At 33.7% G+C, this 13,925-nt stretch carries 14 protein-coding genes; all 14 read right to left on the bottom strand.

Annotated elements, in window-relative coordinates:
- Positions 1-21 precede the first annotated feature (21 nt).
- The 14 genes from D8836_RS09735 to D8836_RS09670 all read right to left on the bottom strand — a co-directional run bounded on the left by D8836_RS09735 (position 22) and on the right by D8836_RS09670 (position 13,872).
- The gene (locus D8836_RS09735) at positions 22-342 is read right to left on the bottom strand and encodes a V-type ATP synthase subunit F (RefSeq protein WP_061863364.1); all 321 of its coding nucleotides are present in this window, start codon (positions 340-342) and stop codon (positions 22-24) included.
- Positions 332-1,339: a V-type ATPase subunit gene (locus D8836_RS09730; RefSeq protein WP_125393873.1), complete on the bottom strand. Its 1,008-nt coding sequence runs from the start codon at positions 1,337-1,339 to the stop codon at positions 332-334. Before D8836_RS09730 ends, D8836_RS09735 begins: the two co-directional genes overlap by 11 nt.
- 64 nt (positions 1,340-1,403) lie before the next feature.
- A complete protein-coding gene (locus tag D8836_RS09725; RefSeq protein ID WP_049500018.1) occupies positions 1,404-1,985 on the bottom strand; it encodes a hypothetical protein in 582 nt (193 codons plus the stop codon).
- A gap of 33 nt (positions 1,986-2,018) precedes the next feature.
- Positions 2,019-2,495 (bottom strand): V-type ATP synthase subunit K, encoded by a 477-nt coding sequence (locus D8836_RS09720; protein ID WP_000400484.1) that lies wholly within the window; start codon positions 2,493-2,495, stop codon positions 2,019-2,021.
- Between the two features lie 15 nt (positions 2,496-2,510).
- Positions 2,511-4,502 (bottom strand): V-type ATP synthase subunit I, encoded by a 1,992-nt coding sequence (locus D8836_RS09715; RefSeq protein WP_125393872.1) that lies wholly within the window; start codon positions 4,500-4,502, stop codon positions 2,511-2,513.
- The gene (locus D8836_RS09710; protein WP_125393871.1) at positions 4,492-4,815 is read right to left on the bottom strand and encodes a hypothetical protein; all 324 of its coding nucleotides are present in this window, start codon (positions 4,813-4,815) and stop codon (positions 4,492-4,494) included. Before D8836_RS09710 ends, D8836_RS09715 begins: the two co-directional genes overlap by 11 nt.
- A gap of 24 nt (positions 4,816-4,839) precedes the next feature.
- Positions 4,840-5,730 carry an ROK family protein gene (locus D8836_RS09705; protein WP_101776866.1) on the bottom strand — a complete coding sequence of 297 codons (891 nt, stop codon included), beginning with the start codon at positions 5,728-5,730 and terminating at the stop codon, positions 4,840-4,842.
- 156 nt (positions 5,731-5,886) lie between these two features.
- The gene (locus tag D8836_RS09700) at positions 5,887-6,996 is read right to left on the bottom strand and encodes a Gfo/Idh/MocA family protein (RefSeq protein ID WP_125393870.1); all 1,110 of its coding nucleotides are present in this window, start codon (positions 6,994-6,996) and stop codon (positions 5,887-5,889) included.
- Between the two features lie 39 nt (positions 6,997-7,035).
- A complete protein-coding gene (locus D8836_RS09695) occupies positions 7,036-9,360 on the bottom strand; it encodes a sialidase family protein (RefSeq protein ID WP_125393869.1) in 2,325 nt (774 codons plus the stop codon).
- 1 nt (position 9,361) lies between these two features.
- Positions 9,362-9,820 carry a NanQ anomerase/TabA/YiaL family protein gene (locus D8836_RS09690; RefSeq protein WP_125393868.1) on the bottom strand — a complete coding sequence of 153 codons (459 nt, stop codon included), beginning with the start codon at positions 9,818-9,820 and terminating at the stop codon, positions 9,362-9,364.
- 25 nt (positions 9,821-9,845) lie between these two features.
- Entirely contained in the window at positions 9,846-11,387 is a 1,542-nt protein-coding gene (locus tag D8836_RS09685; RefSeq protein WP_024058028.1) for a sodium:solute symporter family protein, read from the bottom strand.
- Between the two features lie 27 nt (positions 11,388-11,414).
- Positions 11,415-12,332 carry an N-acetylneuraminate lyase gene (locus D8836_RS09680; RefSeq protein ID WP_024058029.1) on the bottom strand — a complete coding sequence of 306 codons (918 nt, stop codon included), beginning with the start codon at positions 12,330-12,332 and terminating at the stop codon, positions 11,415-11,417.
- Positions 12,333-12,356: 24 nt separating this feature from the next.
- Complete coding sequence (locus D8836_RS09675) at positions 12,357-13,058, bottom strand: N-acetylmannosamine-6-phosphate 2-epimerase (protein WP_024058030.1); 702 nt, start codon at positions 13,056-13,058, stop codon at positions 12,357-12,359.
- A 4-nt stretch (positions 13,059-13,062) separates the two neighbouring features.
- Complete coding sequence (locus D8836_RS09670) at positions 13,063-13,872, bottom strand: MurR/RpiR family transcriptional regulator (RefSeq protein ID WP_024058031.1); 810 nt, start codon at positions 13,870-13,872, stop codon at positions 13,063-13,065.
- Positions 13,873-13,925: the final 53 nt, after the last annotated feature.

Genomic DNA, 13,925 nt, shown 5'->3' with positions numbered 1-13,925 from the left:
TACAGACAATTTTGTACATTATTATAAAATATTGTGTCCTACTGCTTTCTCTACATTATCCTCTATACGTTTTAATCCTAAATTTAAACCTTGTTTATGAGTCGGTAATAAAATAATAGCAGGCACAACTTGAGAATCATAATGGCGAATTGTATCTAATATCATTGAAGCAATGTCTTCAGTGATATAAATGACACCATAATCAGATTGAGCTAATTTTCTTAGAGTATTTATAGCTTCTTGTTCTTGATAGGCAGGAAATATATCAAACCCAATCATGCTAAAGGGTAAAATAATATCATGGTTACCAATTATGCCAATTTTATACTTATTAGCTTCCATAATGCGGGCGTATCCTTTCTTTTATTGATTCATAAGGAATTGTATTTTGAAGAGCTGATATGATCATTCTAAGATTCTTTACTTCAAACTCACATCCCAATAAATATCTAGCAAGAACTAACGGCCCATCTACATTATACCTTCCTTGATCTAAAGTTTTATACAATAGTAAATCACATAAAAATTCTAACTCAGAAGATGAAATTGTTGCGTCCTGCATCTTCAATTCGTAAGTTGAAAAGATTGAATCTAAGCTTGGATTTATTTTATTGAACCACACAAATATTTCTTGATTTTCTACAATGTATATAAATTCTTTAGCAGAAATACTTCCTTCATCTGAAAGTAATTGTAAAATATCCCCATGACTCTTATTTTGAGATAAACCACGTTTTACAGTAATAATATTATAAAAGTCAATCATTGCAACAATAACCTGAGACAGCACCTCATCTAACTCATTAGATAAAAGTTTCAGATGTTTAAAATATGCTAGATCAGCTCCGACATCAAGTACACGAATATTATTAAAAGTTTCATACTCATTCCAAATTGATTCTACTTCATGAACCATAAAATCAGGAAGTGTATCTGAATGTAAGGAAGTAACTAAATGTTTTAAACTTTCTATATCAAAAATCCCTATTGGAATTAATAATTTAGAAAAATCTTTCTTAATTGCCGCCTTAGATTTTAATAAAACTTTGATATTATGATAAACATATCGTAAAGCAAATAAAGTCACAATTTTATCATTCGGACTTTCAGCATAGGCCCATCTATAATCATTGACTAATTTTGTCATTAGCGAAGTCTCTGTCTGACTAGGATTTTCTAAAACGTCAATCGATAAATGATAGGGAGTTGCTTCTAAGATAAATGCCAATGTCTCCGTATCTTTGGATTGTATAATTTTTTGAAATTTTTCTTCTGTAATAAAATCGTTTTCTTTTACCGAAATCGTCGTATTTATTTTTGAAAAAAGATTAGTATCCATAAAATACCTTTCTAATTTTATTGGAATACTCCAAATTTCTAAGAAGGATTAACCAATTTCATCCTTAATTGATAAAAATTTGATTTGCGATACTTGAACTTTCTTCCTTAGAAATCGATCCAATTAATGTTTTATACAAATAGTTATCATCAATTTTACCTATTGAAATAAGTAAGCCTGATTCATTTGAGATAGGCTGTTCACTAAATAAATGATTTGGAAAAGAGAATTTCAATTTCTCTAATTGTTCCAAATTGAATTTAGCTAAAGTCCGCTCCCCAAAAGTTACTATGACCTCTTGTTGTGAATATCGTTCAAGAATTCGATAGATGAACTCCATTTCTTTATCTGCACTCCAAGATTCCATTTCTATTAAAGCAGATTGAAAAAGTTCTTTTAATATTTTCTGTTTTGATACTAACGTTGATTGGCGTTCCTTATTTTTTAATTGTTGAAAAATTATTTGATATTTCTGTTGTAATTCTTTTAACTTTCGTTCATGTTCAGCTTCTTTTTTCTTTACAATGACCGACTTTTGCATTTCAAATTCATCATCAATCTTCTTTTTGGAATCCAATAATTTCATACGCCCTTTTTCATGAGCTTGTTCAATAACAGACTCTCGTAAGTTTTCTAAATTGCTCATTTAGACACCTCCTTTGAATAGCAAATTAATTTCTTATACACGAAGGGTCAAAATGAATGATACGACAAAGGCAAGAATTGCATAGGTTTCTACCATGGCAGCCAAAATTGCTCCCTTCATGAATTCTTTTGGTCTTTTAGCCAAGATTTGCATTCCCGCTACTGCTACATTTCCTTGATGCTTAGCCGAAAAGTATCCTACAATAGCAATTGGAAGAGCTACAAAGAAATAAGCAACGCCTTTTTCCAAAGGAAGTTCTGGAGTTAATTGCAACCAAATCAAAATTCCAATAACAAAACCATATAATCCTTGTGTTCCGGGCAGTAGTTGCAATATCAAAGCTGAGGCAAATTTTTCTGGCTGTTCTTTCAGTAAAGCTGCGGCAGATTGCCCAGCCTTACCAACTCCATAAGCAGACCCCATACCGCTTAATCCAACCGCCAATACAATTCCCAATGCAGCGAAGAAAGCTCCTCCATAGGTTGAAAAATAAGTTGCTAAATGTTCCATTATATATATCCTCCATTAATTCTTTGTAATAACCTTAATATATTTCTCAGAAGCCTTCAAAGGTTGAAATGGTTTTCCTCCACCCTCATAAAACTTACCAAAAAATTCAACAAATATCAGACGTGCTCCATGAACATATCCTGATAGTAACGATAGAAAAATATTGATCGCATGTAAAAGAATGAATAATACTAATCCAATTGTCAGTTTAGCCAATGTCCCCGGAAACAAACCAACAATTAAATTGAAAGCTGATGCTATACTTGCTCCAGATAATCCTAATGCCATCAATCGAGTGAAACTAACTAAATCACCTATATAAGATGAAATGTTATATAGATTAAACAATCCTGATCCAATACCTGACAAGCTTTTGGCTTGAATAATAGAAACAATCAAAATCCCCACAGCATTAAGAATAGATACCCATTTCCCTAATACAAATAACGGTCTAATATCAGGCATCAACATTCCGACAGCAATAAATAACAAGCCAAGCAGAATAACACACCACGCAAATCCTGAATTATATGCTTCTGCATATTTCTTCATTCTTACTTTTTGTAGTCCTGAAGCTAACAAACCTACAAATACTGTAATAAATCCAAACACAACTGACACTACTAATATAGTCATGACATCCGAGGTTGTAGATATCAGATGAAATGGCAACTCATATCCAAAAAATGAGCCATAGATTCCACCCCAAATTGCAACGGCTACCCCTAATATATTAAAGAATTTTAAAAATCTCTTAGTTACTGAAGGTAGATGAAAAATTTTTAATGCTAACATTGTTCCTAAAAACAATAGTAAACCATAGCCTAAATCAGCAACCATCATTCCAAAAAATGTAAAGTAAAATGGTGCTAATACAGGTGTAGGATCTTTCTCATAATATTTGGGCAGAGCATACATTTCTGTCAATAATTCAAATGGTTCAATTAAAGAGTGATTCGTTAATTTGATAGGTATTTCATCTTGATTATCCGACAATGTTTCCGATTCATAAATATAAATAGAATGTCCAAAACGCTCATCCATAACTTTTATAAAATATAAAATACGAGTTTCTTCTATCCATCCTTCTAATGCAACTAGATGCAGAGTGCTCAAAAGGTTATTCTTAGAGATTTGACGAGCATAGATAGATAAAATATAGTCAATTTGCCATTGTAAATCTATCAAATTTTTCTTTGAATCTTGCAACGATGCGATAATATTCTCTTTTTCAGTTATTAACTGCATGTTTTCTTGATCCAAATCTACTACTCGCTGCTTCGGTAATTCCTTTCTAGAATAATCAAATGGTTCAAATAAGTATTCATCAAAATCAATAGAGCAACTGGACTGATAGAAAACAACAACACCGTACTCTCTATCATTAGAAAATATTTCTTGAACTTCAATATTGTTTTCTAAAAAATTATTGTATAAGCGATTATCTACAGTCCTTGGAATTGTTCCGACTTTTCCTCTACAGAAAGAAAATTGTTCTAAATGCGCAGGAATAATTTCTAATTTTTCCCACTTTATTAATCTCTCTATTTCCTCATTATTACTTTGAATGTTTCTTTCTAATTCATGAACTCTGTTTATTTGATGATTCACTTTTTTAAGAACACCCTCAGCAACATTAGCTTTACCAAATTTTTCTAATTCTTCATAAGAGGTTGTTATCGGAGGATGCTGTAATAACTTAAACGTGTTTTCTTTCGGTAGGTATTCTTGTAATTTCTCTACAGTTGCTTCCAAATGTTGTTGTTTATTCATCAAATAAGTCAAGGCATCATTTCCTTCAATAACCCCATGATTGGAATTAGAAGTATGAGAAATTTGAATAGTTGGAAATACAACCTCATCTTTTTCTAGAGCTTCTGACCAGTTATCCTGAACCTTTAAATCACGGAACTGCACTGACTCTAGTTCTTGAATAGTTTTTAAAACATCATCAAGACTACTCTTAGTAAATAGTAGAGAAATCCTTTTCATCTGACTAATAGCCATATTTTTCTACCACCCTACCAATAATTTTTTCTACAAATTCTCCTCTCCTACTTGATGAAATATACTGAATCTTTGCATCATTTTCCTTGATTGTTTTATTAACCTCATCAATGAGGTTCTGTTGTTGCATTTCTAAATTGCTTTCTATTGAAATTAATTCTTCGTGACTTTTTTCATCATACCTTTTTTCTAGTTCTTCCAATTCTTCTTGGGAGACAGCTTTATACGTATAAATCTCATTATCATATGATTTTATAATATCGGTTGCAACATTCTCAATATCTTGCATTGTCGAAAATACAGAGTTAGTCATTGTGACACCTCCTTATCTTTCACACTATTTATTAGAAATTCTATCTAAGAAATTTTTTACAGCTCCTATACGACCAGCTTCATTTCCTAATGTAGCTGCCACAACATTATTAGGCAAAAACCTATTATCCATTGCATTTTTAGCTAAAGAACTTTGAATTTCAGGTAACAAAATATCCTTTTTAGCCAGAATCCCACCTCCTAATATGAGAATTTCTGGATTAAGTAGATAAGAAATAGTTAATAAACCTTTTGTTAGATTTTCTACAAAAATTTCAAAAGTTTCTTTAGCGACTTTATCTCCAGAACTTAAATCAGTAAAGAAAGTACGTCCAGTTTGATTAGTTTTCAAGCTCTTCTTTTGATATAAATGAATTAATGCGGTTGTTGAGGCTTTGCTTTGCCAATCCGAATTACCTACAGGAATATAGCCTACTTCACCAGCAGTATAGTTAAATCCGTTAACAATTTGTCCATTGACAATAATACTGCCTCCTATACCTGTTCCAATAGTAACCATTACTACATTTTTCTTATCTTTGGCTTGTCCCTTCCACAATTCACCTAATGCAGCACAATTAACATCATTTTCAACAAAAGTAGACAACCCAAAACGTTTTTCTATTTCGGAAGTAAAGTTTACTCCGATATACCCTGGTATTGTATATCCTGCATAGATGATTTCTCCTGTATTAGCATTAACAACTCCAGCAGTGGAAATCCCAACACCATCAATTGAATAATTTAAAATATACTCACCAATTAAATCACAGACCTGATTTAATATCTGGTTCGTTCCCAAATCATAGTCAATAATTGTTTCTATTTCTTTGAACTGATTTAAACTCGTTCCAAAATCATCGTATAAATCTGCCTTAATTGTTGTTCCNCCAATATCGATCCCTATAATCTTCATTTCATCACTCCCACATTTTTGATCTCATTACTTTTTGATAAAAAATGGGACTGGGATAATGCCCAGTCCCATCTCTATTTCTTTATTCAATGAGTTGTATCACAGAACTTTAGAAATTATATAATGACAAGAATTTACTATTCTGTTTTACAATAGTTAAGCATTTGTGATTTCTGAAAGACTTACTTTTCGATCTTCTTTAACTGATAAAGTACATGCATCAGCGGTAGCGATTGATTCTAAAGCAGCTACACCATTGAGAAGTTTTTCATATTCTTCTGTAATTTCTCCACCTTTAATGATGTCATGTAGATATTCCATTTCTTTATCAATACATGTTTGTAACCATAATGGGCAACGTACTCCTGGTTTACCGTACGCAATTGCTCCATCCATACCACGACCGGTATAGATAGCTGTACGGTCATCATCTTCCTCTTGAGTTTCATGTACTAAGAAGTGTGATTCTCCTTCACCTTTAACACGAAGAGTACCTCCAGTATTGAACAAGTCAAGTTTGATAGCTCCTTCAGTTCCTTGAATCAAGACGTAGTGTTCACCCCAACGGAAAGCATTACCATATTCCAAAACAGCATAACGATCATCAGAGTATTCTAGGTTTACAATGAGCATATCATCTTCATCACCAAAGTTTTCACCTTTATGATATACATTGCCTCCTACCATTGTCGCTTTTTCAGGAAGTCCTCCCATGATGAACTGAATGCAATCTAATTCATGAATATGGTGGTACAAATGTCCTCCAGATTGAGAACGAAGTTTCTTCCATGATACAGTTGGTTGTTGTTCTTCCCAACCTGTACGAGCGGCATGGCAATAAAGAACTTTACCGATTTTACCTTGAGTAATCAATTCTTTAGCATGGTGTACACCATTAAAGAAGTTCATGATGTGACCAGCCATAAAGATAACATTATTTTCTTTACATGCGTCAACCATGGCTTTACAATCTTCATAAGACAATGCAATTGGCTTTTCACAAAATACGTGTTTGCCATGTTGAGCAGCTTTCACAACAGGTTCACGGTGAAGGTAGCTAGGTGAAGCTACGATCACACAATCAATATCTTCACGTGCTACAAGTTCATCTAAACTTGCACAAACATCTGATCCCAACTCTTGAGCAACTTCTTCTCCATGATTTGGGTCAAATACCGCAGCTACTTTTGCATCTTCAATTTTGTTCATTGAGCGAGCCAAATCAGCTCCAAAATATCCAGCTCCAACAATACCGTAATTTACCATAATTTTTATCCTCTTTCTATATATTTTTAAATTTCAGATTTAATTCTTTTTCAAATCTTCAATCTTAAATGTTATATATGGTACAACATTTTTCATATGAAGTTCATTACGAGACCATGAATCAAATTTTTCAAACATCAATCCAATTTCATGATTTGGTAACTCTGTCAATGTTGAATATGAGTATCCATAGTTACTATAATCAACATCGTGATGATAACGCCAATCAATTGTATTATCATCATTAATTAGACCAATCGAAATTTGTCCGTGTTTACGACCATTTGTGGAGTTTAGAGTACTTAAAATGACAGCCTTTTTACCATCAATCAATTGACTATAATTGATGATTGATAATTGTGTTCCATAACTTGGATTTGAAACAAATTTCAAATATTCCGGCGCACTCCAAGTAGTACCTGCGTCTTTACTTGTTAAATATGCAATTTTACCATTATTTGTACGCATGTATGCTTGAATTACTCCTGGACTCAATTCTACAAATTGTGCTTCTGCTGACCAACTAGAAGGAAGTGGCACAACTTTAACTTTCCAAGACGCTCCATTATCGTCACTATAAATGAATGCAGACTCTTTACCAGTGTAAGACGGAATAAGAATACGTCCGGTTGAGCTTTCAATGATTCCACGTCCAGGACCCAAATAAGGCGCATTCCGATTAAGTCCCATTATAGGAGGTAATAAAGTTGGTGCAGACCAAGATTCGCCATGATCATTGCTAGAAATATATGCAATATAGTTCGTTGGCACTACTTTGAATAATGCATCTTTGTAGAAGATATTCATATGGACTTTAGTCCCATTACGATATTCAGTCTTTTTATTATTTTCAAATGAAACCGAATATTGCTCTACCGTCAAATAATTACCATTTTGTTTAATACCGAAATTTTTATCTACTGAAAATTCAGTTGGTCTGTTGGTACGATCGTCGTATACAGTACCATTCTCACGAATAGTATAATTATAATCAGTATCACCTTGTTTCTTTAATTTAAGGTAATAATTACCATCAATTTGTTTATAACCTGAATCTTTTCTAGTAGCTTCTCTAAAACTTACTCCAGCAGGCATAACATCAGCAAACATGAGTACTTGTTTATTATTTTTTTCAACAATAACAGAGTCAATATAGGTTGCACCACCGCTAATTTGTAAGTCACGTCCACCAACATCACGAGGCCATTCTAATGGTACTGGCGCAAAATCATCGAATGCCAATGTTAATTTTGGTTTAGTCCATGTCTTACCATTATCATCACTATAACTTGTAGCAATATTAATTTTATTCAAGAAATCATGAGTTCCACCGTAACGAGCGTCAATGCTTGAAAAAACCCGACCATTGCTAAAAGTATACAGAACTGGAATACGGAAATAGTTAGAACCTGTTGTATCATTAGCCGTATAAATTAAATGTCCAGTAACAGCGTTTGTTGTCATCTTTTTAACAGTTTCTTCATCCAATGCACTATTAAAGAATTTGATATTTTCTAGTGTTCCGTTAAAACCAAACGCCGTTTTTCCTGCACGTTTCACTCCCCCAAGCATATAGTAATCAATACCTTTAATATCCTTGATGCTTAGGAAGTTATCCACTTTCTTTTCTACTACTTTTGTACCATTAGCATATAAAGAATATGTTTTTTTGACTGAATCTGCTACTACTGCAACAGTGTTAGTCACAGCCTCTTGTTTGTACTTACCCCAAACTGAAGCAGGTCTGGATACTAAGTGATTTTTATTGGAAGAAGTATCACGCGCTTCCATTCCCAATTCACCATTATCTCTAAGGAACACATCTACATAACTATTTTGTTGACCGGGTTTAGAATTAGATATTCCAAACAAAGCTTGTAAACCTTTCTCACTAGACTGATTGTACTTAATCACTACAGTAAAGTCACCGCTAGTAAGTTTATCCTTTAACTCATTAGTAACATTTTCTCCGCCCCCTGTTAAAGTAACATTATTTTTTTCTAAGACAGGAGTTTCTTCCGCTGTAGAAGATGGTTCCTTAACAGTAGTTTCGACTGTTCGAGGTTGTACAGTAACTTCCGAAGAATTATCCGATTTATGTTGTACTCCCGAAATCGCATCCGCTGTGGAAGATTGATCCTTAACAGTAGTTTCAACTGTTCGAGGTTGTACAGTAACTTCCGAAGAGTTACCCGATTTATGTTGTACCTCCGAAATCGAAGTCGTTGGTGCAACAGGTTGCACCAACTCTGGTGTTGATACTTCAGAAGTTTCAGTCTCCTGAGCTGCAACTGAGTTAGCAACAAATGCTGATAATACCACTACAGTACCTAAGGTTACATATTGTTTAATATTTTTTTTCATTTTATTTTTCCTCATTTAAAACTTTGATAACAAGTTTTTTAACAGTTTCATCATNGCAACGAATCTTTGGTTGGTGAAGATCTTCTTCAAAAGTCACCAACATATTCCCTGGAAGCAATTCAACAATTTGATAGTCTTTGCTATCGTAAAAAGCAATATCCTTCTCTTCGCTAAAAGGTACACGTGACTGAGCACGAACTGGGGAAGTTACTGCCATTTTTTCTGTATTTTCAACAACAATATGAATATCTAAATATTTCTTATGAGTTTCAAAAATATCTCCTGGAACTCCATCAGCTAGATAAGTCATACAATTTGCAAAAACATTTTCCCCGTCAATATCAATTTTTCCATCAACTAAATCTGTCAAATTTGTATTTTCTAAAAAATCACAGACTTTTGAAAAATGTTTATTGACAGAAGCATATCGTCTAAAATCAGATTGTTCAGAAATAATCATATTATTTTCTCTTTTCTATTAGTGACTAGTGACGAACTTCCCAACTTGAATCCGCTTTAATTTCTGAAATATCATGAATCGTTGTATATTTAGGTGCAGATACTTTATTTTCAGTAAGAACAGATACAATATAACCTGAAACTACTGATACAGAAATTGAAATCAATGAATATGCCCAGTAGCTAACAGCTGTTGGAGGAAGGAAGTATTTAATAAATACCATAACGATGGTTGATACAATCAGCGCTGCATAAGCACCTTGTTTATTTGCTTTTTTAGAAACAAAACCAAGAATGAATACACCACCAAGTAGACCAAGTACAAGTCCCATGAAACTATTGAACCATTCGTATGCAGATTTAATATCTGAATGAGCCATGATAATGGAAACAACAATTGAGAATAAACCTACTGCTAGAGATACGAATTGTGCAATTTTCGTACGACGATCGTCTGACATATTTTTAGAAATGACATCTTGAATATCCAATGTCCATGAAGTTGCAACAGAGTTCAAACCTGTTGAAATAGTTGATTGAGCCGCTGCATAAATCGCTGCCAAGATCAAACCTGTGACACCTACTGGTAACTGGTATGCAATAAAGTACATAAAGATTTGGTCTTGAGGGATATTGCTAGCTGCACTGCCTGCATTTTGTACTTGATAGAATACGTACAAGCCTGTACCGATCAAGTAAAAGACTGTTGCAGTAGCAAGTGACAAGACACCATTTGTGAACAACATTTTATTAAGTTTCTTAATATTTTGTGTTGTAGTAAAACGTTGAACCAAATCTTGAGATGAAGCATAGGAAGATAAGATTGTAAAGCCTGAACCCATCACAATTAAGAAGATGGAGTTTGAAAGCAAGTTAGGATCGAAAAGTTTTTCATTTGCAGCAAGGAATTTCCCGTTTGCTAATGTTTCTGCTACTGCACCAAAGCCACCTTTAATATTAGCCATCAGTACAAATAAAGCTACAACGACACCACTAATCAGAACCACACCTTGAATAAAGTCTGTCCATAATACAGATTTTAGACCACCAGTATAAGAATAAACAATTGCAATTGCACCCATCAAAATAATCAAAATATTGATGTCAATTCCTGTCAATACTGATAAACCAGCTGATGGGAGGTACATAATGATAGACATACGTCCCAATTGATAAATAATAAACAAGAGTGCTGAAATAATACGAAGTGCTTTAGAATTAAAACGTTTATCCAAGTAATCATATGCCGTATCGATGTCTATCCGTGCAAAGATAGGTAAGATAAAACGAATTGTGAGTGGAATAGCTACAACCATCCCTAATTGAGCAAACCATAAAATCCAGCTACCTGCATAAGAGTTACCAGCGAGTCCCAAGAAGGAAATCGGACTGAGCATTGTGGCAAAAATGGATACCGAAGTAACATACCAAGGAACCGAACCATCTCCTTTAAAGAACTCTTTTCCTTTCATCTCTTTTTTAGAGAAATAGATACCCGCAACCAACACCGCAAGTAAATAAACAATCAAGATAATTAAGTCAATTATTGTAAATCCTGTTGTGCTCATAACATATCTCCATATTGATTTTATTTATTATAAAAATTCTTTTCGTGCTTGTTGAATAAGTACTGCTGCTTGTTTTGCAACCTCCAAGTCACCTTCTGCCAATGCTTCTAAGGGTTGACGAACAGAACCTAAATCAAGTTTTTCATTTAGACGCAAAACCTCTTTTGCTACAGCATACATATTTGCCTTACCTGATACCATCTTATAGATAACTTCATTGATAGCATATTGAAGTTTTTTAGCAGTATCTAAATCTCGTTCTTGAATCAAACTTTCCAATTTCAAGAACAAATCTGGCATAACGCCATAAGTACCACCAATACCAGCTTCTGCTCCCATCAAGCGACCACCAAGATATTGTTCATCTGGACCATTGAATACAATGTAATCTTCTCCACCTGCAGCTACAAACATTTGAATATCTTGTACAGGCATAGAAGAATTTTTAACTCCAATCACACGAGGATTTTGACGCATTGTTGCATACAAACTACCAGTCAATGCAACCCCTGCCAATTGTGGAATATTATAAATGATAAAATCTGTATTTGGCGCAGCTTCACTCATTGCATTCCAATATGCTGCGATTGAATATTCTGGCAATTTGAAGTAAATAGGTGGGATAGCAGCAATAGCATCGACTCCAACACTTTCTGAATGTTTTGCCAATTCAATACTATCTTTCGTGTTATTACATGCAACATGGTTGATAACTGTTAATTTACCTTTGGCAACTTCCATAACAGCTTCAATAATTTGTTTACGATCTTCTACACTTTGGTAAATACATTCACCTGAAGAACCATTTACATAGATACCTTTTACACCTTTGTCAATGAAATATTGCACCAGAGATTTTACACGTTCTTGGCTAATTTCACCATTTTCATCATAGCAAGCATAAAATGCAGGAATAACGCCTTTGTATTTAGTTAAATCTTTCATCAGATTTCTCCTTTATATTGTTTTTTATTTGATGACATTAATAAATCGCTGAGCAATTTCTTTTGGACGTGTAATCGCTCCACCAATGACAACACTGGTAACACCTAAACTATAAGCTTTTTTTAATTGTTCTGGATAATGAATTTTTCCTTCGGCAATTACCGGAATATTAAAATCAGCCAATTTTTTCATTAGTTCAAAATCAGGCTCATCTGATTGTACACTTGTACTTGTGTACCCTGATAATGTTGTACCAACAAAATCAACGCCTGATTTAAATGCATAGAGACCTTCATCAAAATTACTTACATCCGCCATCAACAATTGATTAGGATATTTTTCTTTTATTTTTTTGATAAATTCACTGACAACTAAGCCATCATATCTTGGTCTTAAAGTTGCATCAAATGCAATGACTGTTGTTCCGCATTCTACAAGTTCATCTACTTCTTTCATCGTAGCAGTAATATATGGTTCTTGAGGTGGATAATCTCTTTTGATAATTCCAATTATTGGTAAATCTACTACTTTCTGAATTGCTTTAATATCACGCACAGAATTTGCGCGAATGCCCACTGCTCCTGCCTCTAAAGCTGCTTTAGCCATAAAAGGCATCAAGCTAAATTCTTCATTATAAAGGGGTTCACCGGGTAAAGCTTGACAAGAAACAATGACTCCACCATGGACTTGACTTATAAATTTTTCTTTAGTCCAAATTTGGCTCATTTTATTATTCCTCCTTATGGATAATAGTTTGATTGTAATAATATTGTCTCTCTGGACTTTCCAGATAATGAGAGAATAAGCAGTCTGTAATTAAAAGTATTGGAAACTGAGGTGATATGCGATTGCCATACGAGAGATGATTGATCGAAGCTAATAACAATAATTCATCAAAGAAACAATCTTCTTCGTCAAAATTTCTTGTAGTCATTAAAACTGTTTTAGCGCCTTTATCCGCAGCTTTTTGAAGACCTTCTAGTACAATATCAGTTTGACCTGAAATAGATGCTCCAATGACGAGGCAATTTTCATTAAGTAATAAGCTATTCCACAAAATCATATCCTCGTCTGATAATACTTCACCAATGACTCCGAGACGCATAAATCTCATCTTCATTTCTTGTAAAGCAAGAACAGAACTTCCTTCACCATAAAGATATACACGCTCAGCAGTTTCTATCATCTCAGCAATACGCTCAAGTTGAACTTCATCAAGAACCGTGTAAGTTTTTCTCAACATTTCTTCATAGTCAGATAAAACTTTTTCTGTAGCCTCTGTATACAATGCTAACTTTTCTTTCTCACGAATCATCTCTTGGTATTTGAAAATGAATTGTCTAAAACCTTTAAAACCACATTTTTTCGCAAATCGAGTCAATGTTGCTTTGGATACATTAAGGCTTTCGCACAATGCCTCACATGAATAATTATTAAGAGGTTGCTGTTTTAAGAAGAATTTGGCAATGTCTTTTTCAGCATATGCCATATTTGGTAAGTTAGCTTCTATCATTGGAATTAGTTCTTTTTGTAGTAACATATGAGCTCCTTTGTTAAAGTAAACGTTTACATTCTTTATTCTAACACTTATTT

Source organism: Streptococcus mitis (genome assembly GCF_003942995.1).
GTDB classification, from domain to species: Bacteria; Bacillota; Bacilli; order Lactobacillales; family Streptococcaceae; genus Streptococcus; species Streptococcus mitis_CV.
Note: the sequence above shows the minus strand (reverse complement) of the source record. Positions and strands in the feature narration are given on the sequence as shown.